Below are 22,722 nucleotides of genomic sequence, written 5' to 3'. Positions count from 1 at the left end.
GGACCGTGAAACAACTTTGCGCCGATGATAGTGCTGCAACCAGTGTGAAAGTAGGTTATCGTCAGGCTTGTTATTCGAAAAAACCCCCATCGGTGATCCGGTGGGGGTTTTTTTATGTCCGCTAATTTTATCTACGCCAGCGCTTGCACGGCGCACGGACGAAAAAAAGGCAGCGCTGCGCGCTGCCGTTGTCATTTTCAGATCAGATTTCTCGCAGTATCCGCTGGAATAGATGATTCAAATCCTGCATCCCGGCGGGTTTTTCTTCTTTCTCCACGCTGAAATTTTCCAGTCTGGCCAATTCCGATTCGATAAATGCATTGAGCTTGTCGATGCGTGGGGCTAATTCCTTCTCCAGCGCGAGCTTTTTACGCTCGAGCAGCCTGTGAATTTCCTCCAGCAAGCCCTCTTCCTTTGGTAGCAGGTGCAGCAGGGCCGCAAATTCGATGGGCGGCGCCGTGCGATAAGTTTCTATCCAGCGCGTGGCCAGCAAGGGGCGCAATACATAAAAATATTTCTTCAAAGGCACCATCTCCGCCATCAGATAGCCGCGGTAATTGGTCTTGGCCATGCTGCGGTAATGGTAGATACCCTTTTCCAGCGTATAGATGGAATTGAGCAAGGCTTGGATGCCAGTCTTGAAATGGCCATTTTCGATATATTGTATCGGCGACTGTATCCATTCAATCACGGCGGGATTGGAGCGCCTGAATAGCTGGAGCGCCTTGCGCACATCCCATCCATTGAGGTCGATATCGTCGACGATGGGATATTCGATCACGTCGCGCTTGTCTTCCAGGTCGACGCTCAAGTACCAGTCTTCAGGCCGGGCATAGATGAAACGCACGTCGAAGTCGCTATTGGGCGACGCAAAGCCCCAGGCGCGGCTGCCGGACTCAATGGCCAGCAGTATCCGTACGCCTTCCTTTTCTTCCACGGCCGCCAGGCGGCGCATGATTTCTACTCGTATTTCTTCAGGAATCATTGTCATTATGTATTAGTTGCTTGCAGACACTTTATCCCAATCAAGGGCAAAGCGGGCGAGGTATTTCTTGAGCCGGTCGGCATCGTTCGGCCTGGCTTTCGCCGCGCGCGATGCCGCATACAGTGTGCGGCCCGCGTCGGACAGGCTGTTCGCCTGCCGGCACACCTTGATGACTGCCTGCAGCTGCAGCGCATCGAACAGGTCCAGCTGCGCGGCGGCCGTTTCTCCCATGATCTGCGCCAGTGCCACCTCGTTTCCATCAGGCCGTTCGCCATGATGCCGCCACAGGCGGCGTAGGCGCGCCGTTTCCTCGTCCACCACCTGGTCCGTGATGCGCCCCGCTTCCGACAAGGTGGCCAGACGCGTGACGGCGGCGGACAAATCGCGGAAATTGCCGTGCCAGGCGGCCGATGGCGATGCGGCGAAGCGCATGAAGCGTTCGCGCGCCTCCTTGTTGAAGCGCACTCGCTCTCCCGTCTCCGCGCCGTACTGCGCCAGCAGGTAGTCGAGGTTTGGCTCGATGTCTTCCGGCCGCTGCGCCAGGCCCGGTAATTCGTAGGTCCACAGGTTGATGCGCGCATACAGGTCTTCGCGAAAGCGGCCGGCCGCCACCTCCTTGCCCAGGTCGCGGTTGGTGCCGGCGATCAGCTGGAAGTCGCTTTGCACCTCCGTATCGGCGCCGACGGGAAAGAAGCGCTTTTCCTCGATCGCTTTCAGCAGCATCGCCTGTTCATCGAGTCCCAGTTCGCCGATTTCATCGAGAAACAGCAAGCCCTTGTGCGCGCTGCGCAGCAAGCCTGGCCTATCCGAACCCGCACCTGTAAATGAACCCTTGATATGGCCGAACAGGGTGGAAGCGGCGCCGTCGCCATGCAAGGTGGCGCAATTGAGGTCGATGAACTTGCCGTCGATCTGGTGGCGCGATTTTTTCAGTTCATACACGCGGCGCGCGAGGAAGGATTTGCCGGCACCGGTAGGTCCCATCAGCAGCATGGGGGCCTTCGATTTGATGGCGACGCGCTCGATTTCCTCGATCATGCCATTGAACTTCGCATTACGCGTGGCGATGCCGGACTTCAGGAAGGCGACGCCTTCTGCCTGCTCGCGCGTAAAACGCTGCGCGATCTGGTCGTAACGCGACAGATCGAGGTCGATCAGCGCGTAACTGCCGGGATTGCCAATGGCCTGGCGTTTCGGCGGCGACGTCTGCACGAGGCGGCCCGGGAAATAGCGCGCTTCCGTCATCAGGAACATGCAGATTTGCGCCACGTGGCTGCCGGTGGTGATGTGGATCCAGTACTCCTCATTGTCAGGATCGAAGGGATAGCTGTTGGCGAAATCATAGAGGGCGCCATACACGTCTTCAAAATCCCAGGCATCGCTGATCGGCAGATCGTGCGCGTGCAGTTGCGTTTCCGGCGAGACGCTGGCGATGTCCTGCGACACCTGGCGTACCAGATTGTCGAACTGCCTGCCTGCATACAGCAGCTCGAAGCGGTCGATGATCTTGTCCTCGTGCTGGGTCAGGGCGATGCTGGGGCGCCACTTTTCCCAGCGTGCCGTTCCCCTGCCATTGTCGAGCTGCGTGCCGAGAAAGCCGATGACGACGGTACGTTTTGCTTGCATAGTTGGGATAAATATTTATCTTAAAAGATAATTGTATTCCAAATTGCCGTGACAGGGATATTTTCAACGCATAGCTTGCGTGAAAATATTATTTAATGAAATCAATGGTTTATGTAAATGTTTGAGGAAGTATTGAAAGCTGGCACAGCGCTTGCAATAGAGGAGATACCAACGAGATAAACGTAGAGAGCAGAGAGGAACGAAAAAATGGCCAATGCCCAGTTATTCCAGAGCGCGAAACAGAGTGCAACCTTGCCAGCGGCGCTGGCGCACAATGCCGAAGGCGCGCCAGCGTATGCGCTGACCCCACGCCATCAGCTGGCCCAGTATGCGGCCACGGGCTGCCTGAACACGACGTTTTATGCGAGCGCCGACGCGCAGCTGGCAAAGGTGATCGAGCTGTGCAATGCGGTCGAACCGGCCTTCATCGCGCAAACGGCCGTGTACTGCCGCGAGCGGGGCTATATGAAGGATATGCCGGCCTTGCTGGTGGCCGTGCTGGCGGGGCAGGGCGCTGCAGAATTTACGCAGGCCTTCCAGCGCGTGATTAACAACGGCAAGATGCTGCGCAATTTCGTGCAAATCGTGCGTTCGGGTGTCATCGGCCGCAAATCGCTGGGATCGCGTCCGAAAAAGCTCGTGCAGGCATGGCTGATCGGCGCGTCGGAACAGGCCTTGCTGGCTGCCGCCGTGGGCAACGCGCCATCGCTGGCCGACGTGGTCAAGATGGTGCACCCGAAACCCGGGGATGCCTGGCGCGCCGCCTTCTTCGCCTGGCTGATCGGCAAGCCCTACGATGCGGCGGCACTGCCGCCCGTGCTGGCCGCGTTCGAGGCTTACAAGCTTGATCCAGCGCAAGCGATTCCGGCAGTGCCGTTCCAGATGCTGACGGCGCTGCCCTTGAACGCACAGGCATGGGCGCAGATCGCCCGCCAGGGCGGCTGGCAGATGGTGCGCATGAATTTGAATACCTTCGCCCGCCATGGCGTGTACGACATCGCCGGCATGCCGGAACTGATCGCCGCCAGGCTGCGCGATCCCGAGGCGATCGCCAGCTCGCGCGTGTTTCCGTACCAGCTGATGTCGGCGTACCTGGCCGCCGGCGACAAGGTACCGCGCATCGTGCACGCGGCGCTGGAGCAGGCGCTGGAAATATCGCTGGCGAACGTGCCGCGGATCGCCGGCAAGGTGGTGGTGTGTCCCGACGTTTCCGGCTCGATGGCCTCGCCCGTCAGCGGCTTTCGCGGTAGTGCCACCTCGAGCGTGCGCTGCATCGACGTGGCGGCTCTGGTGGCGGCGGCCATGCTGCGCAAGAATCCGGACGCGATGGTGCTGCCGTTCGAGCACAGCGTGGTGCAGTGCGCACTTGGCGCCGATGACAGCGTGATGGAGAATGCAGCCAGACTGGCGGCCATCGGCGGTGGCGGCACCAATTGCAGCGCGCCCCTGCTGCGCATGAACAGCAGGAAGGAGCTGGCCGACCTGGTGATTTATGTGTCCGATAACGAATCGTGGATAGACGCGAAGCGCAGCGGCGCCACGGCGACCATGGGACAGTGGCAGGTCTTCAAACAGCGCAATCCGCAGGCAAAGCTGGTGTGCATCGATATTGCGCCGCACGCCACCACGCAGGCGATGGAGCGCGAGGATATCCTGAACATCGGCGGCTTTTCCGATGACGTATTCAGGATCATCGCCGCCTTTGCCGCCGGCCAGCTTGACCCCGCCCACTGGGTGGGAGAAATTGCCGCCATCGATATCGCGGCACCAGCTTGTTGAAGTAAAGCGCATGAATGCGGACAAGACTACATAACAGACGTCTTGTCCAACCTTGTCATGCGCCGCAGTGCCCCGAATGCCGACAGGATTACATCGATCAGCCGCGTCAAACCGGCCTGGCAGGCGCAGTGAGCCTGGCAGAAAATCCTGTCCCACCTTGTCGGGTTGTCCTACTGATTAAAATAGAAGATGAGAGAAGCGATGAAGAAAGAAGAATACGAAGTCCTGCATACCGAAGGCAGCCGTCCCGTCAAAATGTGGACGCGTGGCGTGCCTGTCGAAGAAGCGGCCAAAAAACAATTGCGCAACACGGCGACCCTGCCGTTCATCTACAAGCATATCGCCGTCATGCCCGACGTCCACCTGGGTAAAGGATCGACCATCGGCAGCGTGATCCCCACCCTGGGCGCCGTGATTCCGGCGGCAGTGGGCGTCGATATCGGTTGCGGCATGATGGCGGCGAAAACCACGCTGACGGCGAATGATCTGCCCGATAACCTGGGGCCGCTGCGCAGCGCCATCGAGTGCGCCATTCCGCACGGGATGTCGCCGAAGACGCGGGGCCAGCGTGGCCGCGACGAGGGTTCCTGGCATACGCCGCCCTCGGTGGTCGATGCGGCCTGGCTGCAGCTGAAGGATGAATTCGACGCCATCTGCCTGAAAACGCCCAAGCTGAAGAACACGAACAATTATCGTCACCTGGGAACCCTGGGCAGCGGTAACCACTTCGTCGAAGTGTGCCTCGATGAACAGGGTTCCGTGTGGTTCATGCTGCATTCCGGTTCGCGCGGCGTGGGTAACGCCATCGGCACGCATTTCATCGAACTGGCCAAGCAGGACATGCGCACCCACTTCATCAATCTGCCCGACCAGGACCTGGCCTATCTGGCTGAAGGCACGCAGCATTACGACGACTACGTGGAAGCCGTGGGCTGGGCGCAGCGTTTCGCCCGCAACAACCGCGAAGTGATGATGCAAAACCTGATCGCCGCCGTGCGCACGGTCATTCATAAACCGTTCCAGACGTACGTGGAGGCCGTCAACTGCCACCATAACTATGTGCAGAAGGAGCACCACTTCGGCAAGGACGTGTTGATCACGCGCAAGGGCGCTGTCTCGGCCCGCGCCGGAGAATTGGGCATCATTCCCGGCTCCATGGGCGCGAAGAGCTTTATCGTGCGCGGCAAGGGCAATGCGGACAGTTTTCATAGCTGCAGCCACGGCGCGGGCCGCACGATGAGCCGCACGGAAGCGAAGCGGCGCTTCAGCCTGGACGACCAGATCCGCGCCACCGAGGGTGTGGAATGCCGCAAGGATGCAAACGTGATCGATGAAATTCCGATGGCCTACAAGGATATCGATGCGGTGATGCTGGCGCAGCGCGAACTGGTCGATGTCGTGCATATCCTGAAGCAGGTCGTTTGCGTCAAAGGTTAATAGAAAGAAAGTAGAGATGATAGAAATTGATGGAGCGCAAGGTGAAGGCGGCGGACAGATTTTACGTTCGGCGCTGAGCCTGTCCATGATTACGGGCCAGCCATTCCGGCTGATTAACATTCGCGCGGGGCGGGAAAAGCCCGGCTTGCTGCGCCAGCATTTGCTGGCCGTACAGGCGGCGGCCGCCATTTGCGGGGCGCGCACGACGCCGGTGGCGCTGCGCGCAACCAGCCTGGAATTCGTGCCTGGCCCCATACGCGGCGGCGATTACCGCTTTGCCATCGGCAGCGCCGGCAGTTGCACCCTGGTATTGCAAACCCTGTTGCCAGCCCTGCTGCATGCGGATGGGCCGTCCACCGTGCGCATCAGCGGCGGCACGCACAATGCCATGGCGCCGCCCGTGCATTTTTTGCAGCGCGCATATGGCCGCATCCTGGAACAGATGGGCGCCGAGGTAGAGATTGCGCAGCAGCGCTATGGCTTTCATCCCGCAGGCGGTGGCGAGGTGATGGCCACCGTGCAGCCGTGCCAGCGCTTGCGGCCCATTTCACTGCTGCAGCGCGGCGAGCGGAAGGCGGGGTATGCGGAAAGCGTGGTGGCGGGCGTGCATGTGAACGTGGCGCAGCGCGAACTCGAGCGTGTCGCCAGCGGCATGGGCTGGAGCGGCAAGCAGCTGCGCCTCGTCGGCTTGCCGGCGGAGCAGGGCCCGGGCAACGTCTTGCTGCTGACATTGGAGCATGAACACGTCACGGAAGTATTTACGTCGTCCGGCGAAAAGTCCTTGCTGGCCGAATCCGTGGCCAAGCGCCTGTTGAACGAGGTGCGCGCCTATCTCAAGACGGACGCGGCCGTGGGCGAGCACCTGGCCGACCAGCTCCTGCTGCCGATGGCGCTGGCCGGTGGCGGTAGCTTCAGCTGCAACAAGGTGTCGCAGCATGCGCTGACGAATGCGGAAGTGATTGCCAGATTTTTACCCGTGCGTATTACTTTCGAGCAGCAGGAGCGGACCAGCATCTGCACGGTGGCCGCCGCCTGACGTACGCGGTGACACAAATACCTGTTGCAGCTGTTCCAAATTGATACATGGGCAGCCAGATGTGGGGTACGCAAGCATGGCATGGCATTTGCTCTTCTTTGGATATTCACTAAAAAAACCAAGGAGACCAGCATGACCTATTCCATCCGCACCCTGCTCGGCGTAGCCGCCGCCGGCGCCGTTGCCCTCACTTCCCTGCTGACCTTGCCGCAAGCTTATGCGCATGGCAATGTCACGCCGCAAGGTGTCGACACCACGGGTTTACCCAAGGTGGGCGACAAGTGGCTCGAGCAAAACCCGTATCGGGGCAACAAACTGGCCCTGACGGTGGGGACATCCGCCTACAACCAGAATTGCGCCCGCTGCCACGGCATTGAAGCCATCTCCGGCGGCATCGCGCCGGACTTGCGCCAGCTGGACCGCGATTGTTTCGGTATCAAGAATGAGACAAAGAAACAGGCTTGCTACAAGGAAACGGACAATTATTTCCTGGCGACTATCCGCCACGGTAAAGTGCGTAATGGCGCCGTGTACATGCCGCCGTTCGAAGGCGTGTTCAACCAGGAAGCCATGTGGGCCATCAAGACCTACCTGGAAACCCGCCGCGAATCCAATTAAGCCGAATTGATCACGAAGGAGTCCCATGCGTTCATTTCAATTCCGGGGCACGCGCGCGATGCTCTCGCTCGCTTGCCTGGCGCTGTGCGCAGCCGCGCCGGCGCGCGCCGACTGGCAGAAAGTGCAGCAGTCGGGCAGCCTGAAAGTGGCGGTGTACAACGAGTTCGCGCCGTTTTCCGACAAGGGCACGGGCATCGATATCGACATTGCCGAAGCGCTGGCGAAAAAGCTGGGCTTGAAACTGAGCTTGCTGCCATTTCCCGCCGGCGAAAACCTCAACGACGATTTGCGCAATATGGTGTGGAAGGGGCATTACCTCGGTTATGGCCCCGCCGACGTGATGCTGCACGTGCCGGTCGACAAGAAATTGATGGCGGACAACGACAAGGTCGAGATCTTTGCGCCGTATTACGTGGAAACCGTGCGCCTGGCGCGCAGTGCGCATGCCGTGCCGCAATTCGATGGCGTCGCCTCGCTGGCTGGCAAGCGCATCGGCGTGGAAAAGGTCTCGATCGCCGCCATGCTGATGCTGGGCGAGGACAATGGCAAGTACCGCGACGACGTGCGCATCTTCGACACGGCCGCCGAAGCCTTGCAGCAATTGCAAGCAGGCAAGCTTGACGCCGTGCTGGCGAACCGTTCGGAAATCGAGTCGGTGCTCAAAAGCGATCCCGCTTTCCCCTTGAGCGAAGTGGCGTTCGCCCGCTTGCCGCGTGCCGGCTGGGCCGTGGGCCTGGCCGTCAGCAAGCAACAGCTCGATGTAGCCAAGTTACTGCAGGCTGCCATGAATGAGATGGCGGCCAGCGGCGAATTGAAAACCATCTTTGAGAAATATGGGGTGAAGGAAGCTCGCCCCTGAAGTAGCTTGCTTGAGTTTAAAAGCCCGCGCATCGGAAGAGGCGCGGGCTTTTTCTTTTTAGAAATTATATTGGGCGCTGACACCCAGCAACCAATTGCGGCCCGGCGCCGCTTCATAGTAGCGCTTGTTGCTGTCGCCGACGATGACGGAGCCCACGTAGGTCTTGTCGAAAAGATTGTTCAGGCGGGCAAATTCCTTGAAGCGCCAATTCCCTACGTTTTGTTTGGCGTTAAAGCGCGCATTGAACACCGTGTAGCCGGGTGCCGGTTTTTCGATGTTGCTATCCTCCGCGTAGACCTGGTTGCTGGCCACGCTTTCCAGTGCCGCGCCGAAACGGTCCAGCGTGTCTTTCCAGGCCAGTTCCGCGAACAGGTTGGCGCTGGGCACGCCGGGCAAGCGGCTGCCTTCGCGCACATTGCCAAACGCCTGGTCATACACGGCGTGCAGGCTGGTGATAGCCACTTTTGTCGTGAAGCCATACGGCAGGGTCGAGTCCAGCGATACCTCCATGCCCTGGCGCAAGGTTTTGCCTCCATTGCGGTAGCTGGTGCGCCCGCCGCTGGAACTGTCCACGACCAGTTCGTCGTTCGTCTTGATCTGGAACAAGGCCGCATTCACATGCGTGTTGTTGGCGATCCTGGCCTTGATGCCCGCTTCCAGGTTGGTGCTGGTGGCCGGTTTCAGCTGGTAATTGAAGCCGCCGCCCGTGCCCGAGTAAAACAGTTCGTTCAGGGTGGGCGCCTCAAAACCGCGCGCGGCGCTGGCATACACGTTGACGTTCGGCGTCAGTTTGTACAGCAGGCCCAGCACGGGTGTCGTGTGGCTGTATTCCAGGCTACCGCTATCGTCGCCATTGCCGAGGAAATGGTCGTTGACCGACACTTTCATCTTGCTGTAGCGCAAACCTGCGCTGAGCATCCATGGCCCGCTTTGCCATTCCGCCTGGATATATGGATCGAGGCTGGAGACGACATCCTGCTCGTCGCGGCGCAGCTTGCCCTTTACGCCGAAACTATTCCCGATGAAGTTTTCGTAGCCGGTGCGGTCATCGCTGGAGCGGCCGTAATCGATGCCGATGGTGGTGCTCAGCTTGCCGCCGGCCAGCTGGTTGACGTGCAGCCAGTTGGTGTCGATGCCGTAGAACTGGCGCTGGAAATCGACCACGCCGCCCGAATGTTTGAGTACTCCATTAACAGTTTGATTTTGCAGGAACTTGGAGAATGCCTGGTACTGGATCACGTCACGGTTGCCGCCATACACCATCACATGCAAGCGGTCATCGCCGAACGACTGTTCATAGGTGGCGCCGATTTGCTGGTGGTCGATGCTCTTGCGCGTGTTGTAGCGTTCGGCCAGGGTGCGCTTCGGGTTTTGCGTGTCCGTCGCATCGATTTCGCCGGCGCGCGGATCGCGGGCGAATGTGGCCCAGGTGGCGCCCAGCGGATCTTGCGTGTTGCCTTGGTGCAGGCTGTTGGCGACGATGGTCAGCTTGCTGTCCGCATTCGGCTTGACCGTGATCTTGCCGAACGCCTGTTCGCGCGTGGCGGCGCTGTGGTCGCGGAAGCCGTCCGTGCGGAAGCGCGAACCGTCGAGCACGTAGCCGATGCCGCCTGTCTGGCCTTGTGCCGACAGGTCCACCTTGCTGGTGCCGAAGCTGCCGCCCGTCACGTTCAGTTCGACGGACGGGGGATTTTGCCCATCCCTGGAGAACAGCTGGATCACGCCGCCAGAATGGTTGCCGTAGATGGCCGAGAACGGCCCGCGCAGCACTTCGATGCGCTCGGCCGTATCGAGGTTGAAGGTGGCGGCCTGGCCTTGGCCGTCAGGCATGCTGGCGGGAATGCCATCGCTGATCAGCTTGACGCCGCGCACGCCGAAGGCCGAGCGGGCGCCGAAGCCGCGCGACGAGATTTGCAAGTCCTGCGCGTAATTCTGGCGGTTTTGCACGACCAGGCCCGGCACGGCGGCCAGCGCTTCAGAGGCATTGACGCGGATTTGACCCTCCTGGATGCGGGCGCTGTCGACGACGTCGATGGAGGCCGGCACTTCCTGGCTGGGGTGGGCGATGCGGCTGCCGCTGATGACCACCGTATCCATGAGTTGCCCGGCGGCCAAGTCAGCGGGTTCGGCGGCAAAGACGTGGGGGGCGAGGGTGGCGCTGCCGGCGACAAACAGGCTGGCGATGGTGTTCAGGCGGAAACGATGCTGCATGCGGATTCTCCAATGTGAATAAAAGCCTGCTTGGTCGCGTGCGCGGCGCAGGTCTGCATAGTTGTATCAAGCAATATGCCTGCCATGTCTCCATTGGTGGGCGGAAATTATACGCGTGTCAGTGGCACGGCGTTTGCATACAGCAATTATCAGAGGCGCCGCTACCGCGCGCTTTTCCTGTGTTTTGCCATTGAAAAGGTGATTATGCCCAACTTCTTCCCGCGCTTGCGCCAGGTGTGCTGGCTGCTGCCTGCGCTCTTCAGCACGGCCCTTCAGGCCGCTCCGTTTGCCTATGTTCCCAATGAAAAATCGGGCACCGTGAGCGTGATCGACACGGCGACTGACCAGGTGGTGCGCCAGATCGCGGCAGGCAAGCGGCCGCGCGGCATCGCCGCCGACCCGACCGGGCGGCAATTGTTTGTCACGGATGCCGCCAGCAGCGCCTTGTTGCTGATCGATAACGCGACCGGCGCGCCCGTGCGCAGCGTAGCGCTGGGCAAGTCGCCCGAAGGCGTCAGCGCTTCGCATGACGGCAGTTACGTGGCCGTGGCCGTCGAGGAAAACAATAGCGTGGCCTTGCTTGATGGCCAGACGGGCACCTTGCTCGCCGACATCAAGGTGCAGGGACGCAATCCGGAACACGCCGTGTTCAGCCCGGATGGGCGCTGGCTGCTGGTCAGCGCGGAAGAGGCCGAGCAAGTCGACGTCATTGATGTGGCGCAACGCCGCCAGGTGGCGTCCATCGCCGTGGGGCTGCGTCCGCGCGGCATCGGTTTCAGTCCGGACTCGGGCCACGCCTATGTGGCGTGCGAACTGGTCAATGCCGTCTACGTGATCGACATGGCCACGCGCAAGGCGATTGCCACCATTCCAGCGGGCAAGAATGCCAACGGTATCGCCGTCCATCCCGGCGGCAGACAGGTATATGTCTCGAACGGTATCGACGGCACGGTAATGGTGATCGACATGGCCAGCAATCAGGTCACGGCCACCATTCCCGTCGGCAAGCGTCCGTGGAACATGGCTATCACGCCCGACGGCGCCAAGCTGTACGTGGCCAACGGGCGCTCGAACAGCGTTTCCGTCATCGACACGGCCAGCTCGCGCAAGGTGGCCGATATTGCCGTGGGCGAATTGCCATGGGGTGTGGTGATTCGGTAGTGGTACAGGGCAGGTGTTCCAGTCTGGTACACCTGTTCCATTGTGCAGCGGCGACGGGGCGCTACGGCAGCAATTGAACCCGCCGATATCGCCACCAGGCCCTTGCAACAGAGGTAAAACCCGCTAAGTTGGGTAGGGGGATGGCGAGCTGGCACGGCATTTGCGGAAGACTGCGTGTACTCACCCCGTCTGTACCAGGACGTTTGATTTTAATTAAGTAATTTCATTCTAATTAACCCGATAGAGGACGACATGAATCTCGCAGACATCAGCAAACTGGGCGTAGCCAATCCCTTCAAACAACGCTATGACAATTACATCGGCGGCAAATTCGTTGCACCAGTAAAAGGTGAATACTTTCCCAACATCACGCCGATCACCGGCTTGCCGTTTTGCGAAATCGCCCGTTCCACGACTGAAGACGTCGAGCTGGCGCTGGATGCCGCGCATGCCGCCAAGGAGGCCTGGGGCAAGACTTCGCCTGCCGAGCGCGCCAATATCCTGAACCGCATCGCCGACCGCATCGAACAGAACCTGAGCCTGATCGCCACGGCGGAAACCATCGACAACGGCAAGCCCATCCGCGAAACGATGAATGCCGACATTCCGCTGGCCATCGACCATTTCCGCTACTTTGCCGGCTGCATCCGCGCGCAGGAAGGTTCCGTCGCGCAAATCGATGCGGAAACCTATGCCTACCACTACCATGAGCCGCTGGGCGTCGTGGGCCAGATCATTCCCTGGAATTTCCCGATCCTGATGGCCGTGTGGAAACTGGCGCCAGCGCTGGCCGCCGGCAATTGCGTCGTCCTGAAACCGGCCGAGCAGACCCCCGCATCCATCATGGTGCTGATCGAGCTGATTGGCGACCTGCTGCCGCCGGGCGTGTTGAACATCATCAACGGTTTCGGCCTGGAAGCGGGCAAGCCGTTGGCGTCGAGCAAGCGCATCGCCAAGATCGCCTTCACGGGCGAAACTGGCACGGGCCGCCTGATCATGGGCTACGCCGCGCAAAACCTGATTCCCGTCACCCTGGAGCTGGGCGGCAAATCGCCGAACATCTTCTTTGAAGACGTGATGGATGCGGACGACGAGTATTTCGACAAGTGCCTGGAAGGTTTTGCGATGTTTGCGCTGAATCAAGGCGAGGTGTGCACCTGCCCATCGCGCGTGCTGATCCAGGAATCGATCTACGAGAAATTCATCGAACGGGCCCTGAAGCGCGTGGCCGCCATCAAGCAGGGCAACCCGCTCGATTCGTCCACCATGATCGGCGCGCAGGCATCGCAGGAGCAGCTGGAAAAAATCCTGTCCTATCTCGACATCGGCCGCCAGGAAGGCGCCGAAGTGCTGGCCGGCGGCGAGCGCAACACGCAGGCGGGCGACCTGGAAGGCGGCTACTACGTGCGTCCGACCGTGTTCAAGGGGCACAACAAGATGCGCATCTTCCAGGAAGAGATTTTCGGGCCTGTCGTCTCCGTCACTACCTTCAAGGATGAGGCCGACGCGCTGGCGATTGCCAACGATACCTTGTACGGCCTGGGCGCCGGCTTGTGGACGCGCGATGGTTCGCGTGCCTTCCGCATGGGCCGCGCCATTCAGGCGGGCCGCGTGTGGACCAATTGCTACCACCTGTACCCGGCCCACGCCGCGTTCGGCGGCTACAAGCAATCGGGCATCGGCCGCGAAAACCACAAGATGATGCTCGACCACTACCAGCAAACGAAGAACTTGCTGGTGAGCTATAGCCCGAAAGCGCTGGGCTTCTTCTAAACCGGCACATGCGCCGCGCCTGTTCATCGGGCGCGGCGCGCAGAAAGGGATGCCATGAGTGCAGCAATTGCCCGGGTGGTCGCCACCGATGCGGCGCTGGAAATGATGGACAAGTTGCGCCAGCGTCACGGCCCGTTGATGTTTTTCCAGTCGGGTGGCTGCTGCGACGGCAGCGCGCCCATGTGCTACGCGCTGGGCGAGTTCGATGTCAGCGATACCGACATTTATCTCGGCAACTTGAATGGCACACCGTTCTACATGGGACTCGAGCAATTCGAGTACTGGGAGCATACCCAGTTGATTATCGATGTGGTCGATGGCAATGGTGGCATGTTTTCACTCGACAACGGCACGGGCAAGCGCTTTTTGACGCGCTCGCGCCTGTTCACCGATGAAGAGTGCGCCTTGTTGCATGCGCAGCCGCACGACCACGGCAACACCTGATACATACACATACTAATAACAGAGGGAGATGATTGTGCAGAAAAACATCATGGGGATACTCATCGGTTTGGGCTTGGCATCGCTGACCCAGGCGGCCGACGTGGGCAATGTCACCACCGCCATGCTCGACAGCACGGCGAAGAATCCGTCCAGCGTCCTGTCGTTCGGCATGGGCACGCAGGGCCAGCGCTATTCGCCGTTGACGCAGATCAATGACAAGACCGTGGCCAAGCTGGTGCCGGCCTGGTCGTTCTCGTTTGGCGGCGAAAAGCAGCGGGGCCAGGAATCGCAGCCCTTGATTCACAACGGTAAGATGTTCGTCACGGCATCGTATTCGCGTATCTTTGCCGTCGACTTGAAAACGGGCGCCAAACTGTGGAAATATGAGCATCGCTTGCCGGACGGCATCATGCCCTGCTGCGACGTGGTCAACCGCGGCGCAGCCCTGTACGGCAACCTGGTGATTTTCGGCACGCTCGACGCTTATCTCGTTGCGCTGGATCAAAACACGGGCAAGATCGTCTGGAAGGAGAAAGTTGACGATTATGCGGCCGGCTACTCGATGACGGCTGCGCCGCTGATCGCCGAAGGCTTGCTGCTGACGGGCGTGTCGGGCGGGGAATTCGGCATCGTCGGCCGGGTCGAGGCGCGCAATCCGATGACGGGTGACCTCGTGTGGAGCCGTCCCACGGTGGAAGGCCATATGGGCCACCGCTACGACAAGGATGGCAAGGCCATCGACAATGGCGTGTCTGGTACCGTGAACAAGACCTGGCCGGGCGACCTGTGGAAAACGGGCGGCGCCTCGACGTGGATGGGCGGCACCTACGATCCGCAGACCAAGCTCGCGTATTTTGGCACGGGCAACCCGGCGCCGTGGAACAGCCATTTGCGTCCCGGCGACAATCTGTACTCGTCGTCCACCGTGGCCCTCGACGTGAAAACGGGGCAGATCAAATGGGCGTACCAGAATACGCCGAACGACGCCTGGGATTTCGACGGTGCCAACGAGTTCGTCACCTTCGACATGGATGGCAAGCGCTACGGCGGCAAGGCCGACCGCAACGGTTTCTTCTACGTCATCGATGCGGCCAACGGCAAGCTGCAGAACGCCTTTCCGTTCGTCAAGAAAATCACCTGGGCCAGCAGCATTGACCTGAAGACGGGACGGCCGAACTTCATTCCCGCCGGACGCCCTGGCGACCCGACCAAGGGAGAAGAGGGCAAGAAGGGCACGACCGTGTTTGCCGCGCCCGCTTTCCTGGGTGCAAAAAACCAGATGCCGATGGCCTACTCGCCGCAAACCAAGCTGTTCTACGTTCCCGCGAATGAATGGGGCATGGATATCTGGAACGAGCCGATCAGCTACAAGAAGGGCGGCGCCTTCCTCGGTGCCGGTTTCACCATCAAGCCTCTGTTTGACGACTACATCGGCGCCATGCGCGCCGTCGATCCGAAGACGGGCAAGATCGTCTGGGAAATCAAGAACAACGCGCCGTTGTGGGGCGGTGTGATGAGTACGGCCGGCAACCTGGTGTTCTACGGCACGCCGGAAGGCTTCCTGAAAGCCGTCGATGCGAAGACGGGCAAGGAGCTGTGGAAATTCCAGACGGGCTCCGGCGTCGTGGCGCCGCCCGTCACCTGGCAGGATGGCGACACGCAATATGTCGCCGTCGTTTCCGGCTGGGGGGGCGCGGTGCCGCTGTGGGGCGGCGAAGTGGCGAAGAAGGTCAACTTCCTGGAACAAGGCGGTTCCGTGTGGGTCTTCAAGCTGGCATCGAAGTAACGGGGCGAAGCATCCGGGCCACTCGGATGGGTGTCTCCCTGTCCGCCGGGTGTTTTCTTTTTGCTGACGGCCCAGGCCGTCAGTTTTTTGTTTACCTGTACGCCCGATATGCCTGCTTGCGGTCAAAAAATGAACACTGGCAGTGGCGATTGATCCGCTGCTGCACAAGTGAAATACGCTTTTTCTCTTTCTCCCTCTGAGCCGTGCTGGGCACGCTTATTGCCAAAGCTTGAGGTACATCAATCACTGGTGTGCACACTAAAAACAGAGAAGAAAGAGGAGAAGAAATGAACACATGGATCAAGCTGGGGAGCCTCGGTGTCATGACAATCGCAGCGGTGGGGCAGGCGCACGCCGTCGATATCAAGGCCGGCGACTGGACCGTGTCGGTGGGCGGCATTGTCAACGCCTATTACACGCAAGTGTCGTGTTCGGGCGATGCAGTGGGCGGGCTGGCGCTGGGCGGCCAGGCGCTCGGTTGCGGCGGAGAAAAGGATCGCACCACCATCGGCAACGGCTTGCTGCCGAATGGATTGATCACCTCAGCAAGCTCGCGCCTGGGCGAGTACGACGTGAAAGCCTTGATCGGCATCTACAACTCGACGGCCACGGACAGCGCCATCAGCCAGAACAGCGTGGTCGACGTGCGCCAGGCCTTTTTCACGTTTGGCAATGCGGAAATGGGCACTTTCAAGCTGGGGCGCGACTACGGCATCTTCGGCGCGAATGCGATCCTGTCCGACATGACCTTGCTGGGTTCGGGCGCGCCGGTGCAGGCGACGCAGCGGGGCCGGGTGACCCTGGGCCATATCGGCGCCGGCTACACCTATCTGGGCAATTATGGCCAGATCATGTACAGCTCGCCGAAGTCCAGCGGTTTTGGCGCCGATGTGGCGCTGGTCAGTCCCGTCTCCGATACGCCGATTGTCGCAGGCTCGACCTATTCTTCGAAGTCCAGCCCGCAAGTGCAGGTGCAACTGACGTATGCGCAAGAGGGCTTGAAAGCCTGGCTGGGCGTGAAGTCGCAAAAATTCACGTCGAAAACGCCTGGCGTCGACGACTTGACCATGCGCGGCGTGGAAGTGGGCGGCTCCTACCAGATGGGGCCGGCTGGCATATTGGTGAACTTCCAGGGCGGCAAGGGACTCGGTATCCTGTCCGATGCGGACCAGGGCGATACCAAATCGAAGAACTGGCTGCTGCAAGGCACGTATAAAACGACGGACAAGCTGAAGCTGGGCTTGTCCTATGGCATCAGCAAGAACGACGACAACACGGCCGGCACGGGCGGCTTGAAGTCGAACGCCAACCTGACCCTCGGTGCGTACTACTCGCTTAACAGTGCAATCACCCTGGTGGGCGAGCTGGGGCAGACGCGCTCGAAAGCCTTTGCGGGTGGCGAAGCGAAGATGAATGGCGTGTCCCTGGGCGGCATTATTTTCTTCTAACCAATGTATGCGGCGCCGGAAGCTGCGGCGCCGCACGGAGTGCAATGCATGCGGATACTGCGGTTGTTCATCGGATGCTGGCTATTTTTGTTCATTCTGGGACAGGCGTGGGCGGGCGTGCTCACCAGGGCCGAGCTGGCGCGGCGCTTCCCCGCGCCCCTCGTCGTGGGCGAGAAGGAAGCCGACTTGCCCGTCTGGCCCCTGTTTAAGCAAAACGCCACGGCAACGGAACTGGTCGGCTATGTCTTCGAGTCGGTGGATCTGGCGCCGATTCCCGGATTTTCCGGCGTTCCTGTCAATTTATTGATCGCCATCAATCCTCAGGGTAGTTTTCTCGACGTCGCAGTGCTGTCGCAGCATGAACCCGTGTTTCTCGACGGACTCGGTGAAGCACCGTTGTTCCAGTTCGTCAAACAGTACCAGGGCTTGTCGCTCAAGCAAAACATTGCCATCGGTGCCCAGAGGAAACGTGCGGCGGATGCCACGCATGCCGATATCGATGGCGTGTCGAAGGCCACGGCTTCCGTGCGCATCATCAACCAGAGCGTGCTGGCCTCTGCCTTGAAAGTGTCGCGCAAAAAGCTGGGCTTCGCGCAAGGCCGCGACCCGGACCAGATCGCCCGCATCCGCATGGACGTGTTCGAGAAACTTAGCGTGGCGCACATGCTTGAGCAGGGCTTGATCCAGCATGTGCGCCTGAGCAACAAGGATGTGGAGAGCCTGTTTGCCGGCAGTCCCGGAGCCGGACTCGAACCGGAAGCCGCGCGCGATCCGGAAGGCCTGTTCATCGACCTGTACCTGGCCTATGTGTCCGTGCCCACGGTGGGACGCAATCTGTTGACGGAACGCAGCTGGAACAAGCTGCGCAACCGGCTAGACGAAGGCGACCACGCCATCCTCGTCATGTCGCGCGGGCGCTACAGCGTGCTGGGCGACGATTTCGTGCGCGGCACGGTGCCCGAGCGCTTGCTGCTGAAGCAGGATGGCTTGCCCATCGACATGCGCGACCTGGACCTGGAATTGAGCTTGTCGGAGGCGGGATCGTTGCCGACTGAAAATATTGCCGTCTTCCGCGTCATCAGCCAGGCGGGACTCGATGCGGCCAGTCCACTGGCGTTCACCATGCCGGTCACGCGCAGCAAGGGTATCGTGTATCCGGAGCGCTTCGCCCGCAACGTCGATTTCAGCTACTGCCTGCCTGCCGATTTTTATAGCGCGCCGCAAGGTGACGATGCCGGCTGGCGCGGCACGTGGAAGGGGCGCAAGGCTGAACTGCTGATCTTGCTGGCCGGGCTGGCGCTGCTGGCCGGCGCGCTGACCAGGCAGAAACGTCTGGTGCGTAATGGCCGGCAATTTGCATGGTTCCGCCGCCTGTTTTTGTTGTTTACCATCGGCTTCATCGGTTATTACGCGCAGGGGCAGTTGTCGATCGTCAATATCACGGGTGTTATCCAGGCCCTGCTGGCGGGGCGCAGCCTGGGCTTTTTCCTGTTCGATCCGATGACGGTGATCCTGTGGGCTTTCGTGCTGCTCAGCCTATTCATTTGGGGGCGCGGCACGTTTTGCGGCTGGCTGTGCCCGTTTGGCGCCCTGCAGGAATTCACGGGCAAGCTGGGCCAGTGGCTGCGCTTGCCGCAGTGGAAAATCAAGCCGCGCCTCGATGGACGTTTGAAATGGATCAAATATGGCTTGCTGGCGGCCATACTCGGAAGCAGCGTGTTTTCCAGCCAGATCACGGACAAGCTGGTGGAGCTGGAACCGTTCAAGACGGCCATCACCCTGAACTTCGTGCGGGCATGGCCCTTCGTCGCGTATGCCGTGGGTTTATTACTGCTCAGCAGTGTTTCCTACAAATTCTTTTGCCGCTACCTGTGCCCGTTTGGCGCGGCGCTGGCGCTGCTGGGACGGTTTCGCCTGTTCAACTGGATTCCCCGCCGCAAGGAATGCGGCACACCGTGCCAGACTTGCCGCCACCGCTGCGAGCATCACGCCATCGCGCCCAGCGGGAAAGTCGATTACGGCGAGTGTTTTCAATGCATGGATTGCGTGGTGATCTACGCCAGCGATGAAAAATGCGCACCCTTGATGCTGGAAATCAAGCGTGCCCGTACCATCCCGATAGTCCGGGCCACGGCAGAGGAGAGCAGCAATGCAGCGTAGAACGTTTATTTCCGCAGCGATCGGCAGCGTGGCCGGCATGGCGGGCGTGATTTTGCCTGGCAGCATGGCGCGCGGCACGGTCACGGCGTCCGGCGTGCGCCCATATCAAGGCGCCGCGCTGGCGTTTGGCACGACGATTGCCGTCACCGTGTTGCACCACGATCAACACCAGGCCGAACTGGCCATCGAAGACGCCCTCCATGCAGCGAGGAATATCGACCGCCTGATGAGCATTTACAGTCCCGCCAGCCAAGTCTTCCAGCTGAACCGCGATGGCCGCCTGGCCCGGCCGGACACGCACCTGCTGGCCGTGCTGGCGCAGGCACAAGCCTTGTCGCAATGGAGCGATGGGGCATTTGACATCACCGTGCAACCCTTGTGGCAGTTGTTCCGCGCGGCGGCAGACCAGGCAAGTTTACCGGCGGAAGCATTGCGCCGCGCTGCGCAGGCGCGGGTGGGCTGGCGGCAACTGGCGTGGGATCGCCGGGAAGTGCGTTTTCTGCAGCCCGGTATGGCGCTGACCTTGAATGGCCTGGCGCAAGGCTACGCGGCGGATATGGCGCTGGCAGCCGTGCAGGCGCGCGGCGTGCGGCACGCGCTGCTCGACACGGGCGAGTTCGTCGCGCGCGGGCAGCGTGCCGTGCGCCGCCCGTGGACCTTGGGCATCCAGGATCCGCGCGACGCGGAAATCCTGGCGGCCACCTTGAAAGTGGAGGGGCGCAGCGTGGCCACGTCCGGCGACTACGAATGCGCGTTCACGCCTGACTTCGCGCATCACCACATCTTCGACCCTGCGAAAGGCGATTCGCCACGCGAACTGGCCAGCGTGACCGTGCTGGCGCCCTCGGGTTTGCTTGCCGATGGCTTGTCGACCACCTTCATGGTGACGGGGGCTGTGCGCGCGCATGCGATGGCCGCGCAGATGCAGGGCATCGACCTGATGACCATCGACAAGCAAGGGCGGCGCAAGATGTCGCCCGGCTTTCCCCGTCTACTCTAGGCTATTTCAGATGCGGCACCTTGCGATAGATCGTGTTGCGCGACACGCCCAGGGCCCGCGCCGTGGCCGAGACGTTGCCGCCGTGGGCATCGAGCGACTTGAGGATCACGCTTTGCTCCATCTCTTCCAGGTTGGCGCCGGCGGCGATCATGCGGTCCGTGCTGGCGCTGGCGGCAGTCGCTTGCGTCATCTCAATATCGTCGAGGAAATCGTCAGGCATGTGGCGCAAACAGATTTCATGCTCGTCGCCAGCCATGACGATGGCCGTGCGCAACAGGTTGGTCAGTTGGCGGAAGTTGCCTGGCCATTTATGCTGGTGGAACAGGCGCAGGATGTCGGGCGCCACCGTGTAGCGCGTGTCGGGCGCTTCCGTCGCGAGGATTTTCTTCACCACGGTATCGAGGTCCGTGCGCTCGCGCAGCGGCGGCAGTTTCACCACCAGGCCATTCAGGCGGTAATACAAGTCTTCGCGAAACAGTCCCTTGGCCATGCGTTCGCGCAAGTTATGATTCGTGGCGCAAATGAGTTCCACATTCACCGTGATCGACTTGCTGCTGCCCAGCGGCGTGACCATGCGTTCCTGCAGCACGCGCAACAGCCGCGCCTGCAAGCCGAAAGGCATGTCGCCGATTTCATCGAGGAACAGGGTGCCGCCATTGGCCTGCAGGATCTTGCCGATCGCGCCTTTCTTGCGCGCCCCCGTAAACGCCCCGTCTTCATAGCCGAACAGTTCCGATTCGATCAGGGTTTCCGGGATCGAAGCGCAATTGACGGCAATAAACGGTCCCATGGCCCGTGGCGAATCGTTATGGATGGCTTGCGCCAGCAATTCCTTGCCGGTGCCTGTCTCTCCCATGACGAGGATGGGAATATCGCGTCCCAGGACTTTATTGACCTTTTCGATCACCAATTCCAGTTGCGGATCGCCCGTGCGCAGGTAGCGCAAGCCGGACAGGCGGCGCGCCGCATTGGCCGCATGGCTGGCCGGTGCAGGGATCGCCGCCGGCACGGCGTTGATATCGCTATGGTCGGTGCTGGTGCTAAAGCCGTGCTGGAAGACGCTATTGGACAGGCGCAACTGCGCGCGCCCATACACGCGCACGCCGCTATGCATGCACAGGTTCAGCAAGCCGGGCGAGGCGGTACGGTAATGGTCGTACAGGGCGGAAACAGGCAAGCCGAACAAGGAACTGAAGGTATGTGATTGCAGCGCGGCAAATGACAAGCCCAGCTGGAACAAACCATTCTTGTTGGCGGATAAAAACCGTCCACCCGGCGTGAACGAGGCGATGCCTTCCATCAAGGTGCCGATGAATTCGGGCCGCGCGTGGAAGTGCACGGTGATGGCATCTTCGAAGGTGGCGGAAAACAGCTGATTTTCGATCATCAGCGCCGACATGCGCACGAGGGCCATCGTATGCTTGTGAAAACTGCGCTGGTCGCTCGAAACGTCCAGCACGCCGATGACATTGCCCCGGTGATCGGTGATCGGTGCCGCAGAGCAAGTCAGGAAGTGATTGGCGGCCAGGTAATGCTGGTCCGCATGGACCAGAGTCGGTACTTTTTCCGTGATGGCCGTGCCGATGGCATTCGTGCCGCGGCTTTGTTCCGACCACGCCACGCCCGGCTGCAGGGCGACGCGATTGGCTTTCTCCAGGAAATCATCGTCGCCCAGCGAATGCACGATGACGCCATTGGCATCCGTCAAGATCACCATATTATGCGTGTTGACGATTTGCTGGTACAGGGTTTCCATCGCGGGCAGCGCGTGCGTGTGCAGCATGCGGTTTTGCTCGATCAGCAAGGACAGGTCGGATTTGCCAGCCGGAGTAAAGTCGGGCGTGGCCGTGGGCGACAGGCCAAACGCAACTGAGCGCTGATGGGACGTTTCGATGATGACGGGGACATTGTCCTGTCCTGCCGGCAAAGAGTTCGCGTCCGCGATGGACGAAAACGGTGCGCTACGGTAAGTAGCTGACGGTTGATACATGATCTCGTTGCCTCCGTTGGGCCCTGTACTGCGGCGCTCTTTTGAATATCGAGAGTGTTCCATAATGTAGCACCTGTCACAGATGGGAGCAAAGCAAAGCGAGCCGGGCTGTCCCCAGTGTTGCTGCCAGGCCCAGAGTTGCTCCCCCTCGTTGGTTGGTGCATGTGTTCATATAAGCAATTGCGGTGCCAGGCCTATCGCCTTTGATCTGGCGCAAAAAATAGCGCTTGCGGGGTGTGCTGGGCACGGCTATAATTCGCCCCCTCGCTGAACGACGCATGCAAATGCAGCGTAAAGTGAGAAAAAAGAAGGAGTTGACGGACGTAGCAAATTGCTTCATACTCTTCCTTCTTCGCAGCTGACAAACACAACGCTTTGTCGATAGCGCGAAAGCAGTAACCGAATACAG

17 protein-coding genes are annotated in these 22,722 nt (G+C 60.5%); 12 read left to right on the top strand and 5 right to left on the bottom strand.

Annotation, left to right across the window (positions count from 1 at the left end; all coding sequences use genetic code 11):
- Positions 1 to 202 precede the first annotated feature (202 nt).
- Positions 203 to 991 (bottom strand): nucleotidyltransferase domain-containing protein, encoded by a 789-nt coding sequence (locus IGS61_RS27245; RefSeq protein ID WP_230542429.1) that lies wholly within the window; start codon positions 989 to 991, stop codon positions 203 to 205.
- Between the two features lie 6 nt (positions 992 to 997).
- Positions 998 to 2,611, bottom strand: a complete 1,614-nt coding sequence (gene rtcR / locus IGS61_RS27240) for an RNA repair transcriptional activator RtcR (protein WP_230542428.1) — start codon at positions 2,609 to 2,611, stop codon at positions 998 to 1,000.
- A gap of 207 nt (positions 2,612 to 2,818) precedes the next feature.
- Between rtcR and IGS61_RS27235 the strand changes: the two genes are divergently transcribed.
- The 5 genes from IGS61_RS27235 to IGS61_RS27215 all read left to right on the top strand — a co-directional run bounded on the left by IGS61_RS27235 (position 2,819) and on the right by IGS61_RS27215 (position 8,340).
- Positions 2,819 to 4,390 (top strand): vWA domain-containing protein, encoded by a 1,572-nt coding sequence (locus IGS61_RS27235; protein WP_230542427.1) that lies wholly within the window; start codon positions 2,819 to 2,821, stop codon positions 4,388 to 4,390.
- A gap of 201 nt (positions 4,391 to 4,591) precedes the next feature.
- The gene (locus IGS61_RS27230) at positions 4,592 to 5,827 is read left to right on the top strand and encodes an RtcB family protein (RefSeq protein ID WP_230542426.1); all 1,236 of its coding nucleotides are present in this window, start codon (positions 4,592 to 4,594) and stop codon (positions 5,825 to 5,827) included.
- A 16-nt stretch (positions 5,828 to 5,843) separates the two neighbouring features.
- Positions 5,844 to 6,863 carry an RNA 3'-terminal phosphate cyclase gene (gene rtcA, locus IGS61_RS27225; RefSeq protein WP_230542425.1) on the top strand — a complete coding sequence of 340 codons (1,020 nt, stop codon included), beginning with the start codon at positions 5,844 to 5,846 and terminating at the stop codon, positions 6,861 to 6,863.
- 132 nt (positions 6,864 to 6,995) lie between these two features.
- Positions 6,996 to 7,481 (top strand): cytochrome c-550 PedF, encoded by a 486-nt coding sequence (gene pedF, locus IGS61_RS27220; RefSeq protein WP_076573049.1) that lies wholly within the window; start codon positions 6,996 to 6,998, stop codon positions 7,479 to 7,481.
- A 25-nt stretch (positions 7,482 to 7,506) separates the two neighbouring features.
- Positions 7,507 to 8,340 (top strand): substrate-binding periplasmic protein, encoded by an 834-nt coding sequence (locus IGS61_RS27215; protein ID WP_230542424.1) that lies wholly within the window; start codon positions 7,507 to 7,509, stop codon positions 8,338 to 8,340.
- A 57-nt stretch (positions 8,341 to 8,397) separates the two neighbouring features.
- Here the strand turns inward: IGS61_RS27215 and IGS61_RS27210 are convergent, their stop codons facing one another.
- Entirely contained in the window at positions 8,398 to 10,551 is a 2,154-nt protein-coding gene (locus IGS61_RS27210; RefSeq protein WP_230542423.1) for a TonB-dependent receptor family protein, read from the bottom strand.
- A gap of 204 nt (positions 10,552 to 10,755) precedes the next feature.
- Between IGS61_RS27210 and IGS61_RS27205 the strand changes: the two genes are divergently transcribed.
- The 7 genes from IGS61_RS27205 to IGS61_RS27175 all read left to right on the top strand — a co-directional run bounded on the left by IGS61_RS27205 (position 10,756) and on the right by IGS61_RS27175 (position 20,323).
- Complete coding sequence (locus tag IGS61_RS27205) at positions 10,756 to 11,712, top strand: beta-propeller fold lactonase family protein (RefSeq protein ID WP_230542422.1); 957 nt, start codon at positions 10,756 to 10,758, stop codon at positions 11,710 to 11,712.
- 252 nt (positions 11,713 to 11,964) lie between these two features.
- Positions 11,965 to 13,485, top strand: coding sequence for an aldehyde dehydrogenase (adh, locus tag IGS61_RS27200; protein ID WP_070253912.1), 1,521 nt, complete (start codon positions 11,965 to 11,967; stop codon positions 13,483 to 13,485).
- Positions 13,486 to 13,539: 54 nt separating this feature from the next.
- Entirely contained in the window at positions 13,540 to 13,929 is a 390-nt protein-coding gene (locus tag IGS61_RS27195) for a DUF779 domain-containing protein (protein ID WP_230542421.1), read from the top strand.
- A gap of 49 nt (positions 13,930 to 13,978) precedes the next feature.
- Entirely contained in the window at positions 13,979 to 15,715 is a 1,737-nt protein-coding gene (locus IGS61_RS27190; protein WP_268994095.1) for a PQQ-dependent methanol/ethanol family dehydrogenase, read from the top strand.
- Positions 15,716 to 16,002: 287 nt separating this feature from the next.
- Complete coding sequence (locus IGS61_RS27185; RefSeq protein ID WP_230542420.1) at positions 16,003 to 17,163, top strand: porin; 1,161 nt, start codon at positions 16,003 to 16,005, stop codon at positions 17,161 to 17,163.
- 87 nt (positions 17,164 to 17,250) lie between these two features.
- Complete coding sequence (locus tag IGS61_RS27180; protein WP_230542419.1) at positions 17,251 to 19,323, top strand: 4Fe-4S binding protein; 2,073 nt, start codon at positions 17,251 to 17,253, stop codon at positions 19,321 to 19,323.
- Positions 19,313 to 20,323, top strand: a complete 1,011-nt coding sequence (locus IGS61_RS27175; protein WP_230542418.1) for an FAD:protein FMN transferase — start codon at positions 19,313 to 19,315, stop codon at positions 20,321 to 20,323. The genes IGS61_RS27180 and IGS61_RS27175 overlap by 11 nt, the downstream gene beginning before the upstream one ends.
- A gap of 1 nt (position 20,324) precedes the next feature.
- Here IGS61_RS27175 and IGS61_RS27170 read toward each other — a convergent pair whose 3' ends face one another.
- Both IGS61_RS27170 and IGS61_RS27165 read right to left on the bottom strand, forming a co-directional pair.
- Complete coding sequence (locus IGS61_RS27170) at positions 20,325 to 22,313, bottom strand: sigma-54-dependent Fis family transcriptional regulator (protein WP_230542417.1); 1,989 nt, start codon at positions 22,311 to 22,313, stop codon at positions 20,325 to 20,327.
- Positions 22,314 to 22,507: 194 nt separating this feature from the next.
- Positions 22,508 to 22,722 (bottom strand): hypothetical protein (locus IGS61_RS27165; RefSeq protein ID WP_230542416.1); only part of this gene is annotated, 215 nt, incomplete at its 5' end.

Source organism: Janthinobacterium sp. FW305-129, assembly GCF_020858115.1.
GTDB lineage: Bacteria > Pseudomonadota > Gammaproteobacteria > Burkholderiales > Burkholderiaceae_D > Janthinobacterium.
The sequence above is the reverse complement of the archived record's forward strand: the minus strand, read 5'-3'. Positions and strand labels throughout refer to the sequence as shown.

What these genes read in the sequence shown, in the direction of transcription:
- IGS61_RS27245 (WP_230542429.1), bottom strand. Translation starts at nt 991, where the DNA reads ATGACAATGATTCCTGAAGAAATACGAGTAGAAATCATGCGCCGCCTG.
- rtcR (WP_230542428.1), bottom strand. Translation starts at nt 2,611, where the DNA reads ATGCAAGCAAAACGTACCGTCGTCATCGGCTTTCTCGGCACGCAGCTC.
- IGS61_RS27235 (WP_230542427.1), top strand. Translation starts at nt 2,819, where the DNA reads ATGGCCAATGCCCAGTTATTCCAGAGCGCGAAACAGAGTGCAACCTTG.
- IGS61_RS27230 (WP_230542426.1), top strand. Translation starts at nt 4,592, where the DNA reads ATGAAGAAAGAAGAATACGAAGTCCTGCATACCGAAGGCAGCCGTCCC.
- rtcA (WP_230542425.1), top strand. Translation starts at nt 5,844, where the DNA reads ATGATAGAAATTGATGGAGCGCAAGGTGAAGGCGGCGGACAGATTTTA.
- pedF (WP_076573049.1), top strand. Translation starts at nt 6,996, where the DNA reads ATGACCTATTCCATCCGCACCCTGCTCGGCGTAGCCGCCGCCGGCGCC.
- IGS61_RS27215 (WP_230542424.1), top strand. Translation starts at nt 7,507, where the DNA reads ATGCGTTCATTTCAATTCCGGGGCACGCGCGCGATGCTCTCGCTCGCT.
- IGS61_RS27210 (WP_230542423.1), bottom strand. Translation starts at nt 10,551, where the DNA reads ATGCAGCATCGTTTCCGCCTGAACACCATCGCCAGCCTGTTTGTCGCC.
- IGS61_RS27205 (WP_230542422.1), top strand. Translation starts at nt 10,756, where the DNA reads ATGCCCAACTTCTTCCCGCGCTTGCGCCAGGTGTGCTGGCTGCTGCCT.
- adh (WP_070253912.1), top strand. Translation starts at nt 11,965, where the DNA reads ATGAATCTCGCAGACATCAGCAAACTGGGCGTAGCCAATCCCTTCAAA.
- IGS61_RS27195 (WP_230542421.1), top strand. Translation starts at nt 13,540, where the DNA reads ATGAGTGCAGCAATTGCCCGGGTGGTCGCCACCGATGCGGCGCTGGAA.
- IGS61_RS27190 (WP_268994095.1), top strand. Translation starts at nt 13,979, where the DNA reads ATGGGGATACTCATCGGTTTGGGCTTGGCATCGCTGACCCAGGCGGCC.
- IGS61_RS27185 (WP_230542420.1), top strand. Translation starts at nt 16,003, where the DNA reads ATGAACACATGGATCAAGCTGGGGAGCCTCGGTGTCATGACAATCGCA.
- IGS61_RS27175 (WP_230542418.1), top strand. Translation starts at nt 19,313, where the DNA reads ATGCAGCGTAGAACGTTTATTTCCGCAGCGATCGGCAGCGTGGCCGGC.
- IGS61_RS27170 (WP_230542417.1), bottom strand. Translation starts at nt 22,313, where the DNA reads ATGTATCAACCGTCAGCTACTTACCGTAGCGCACCGTTTTCGTCCATC.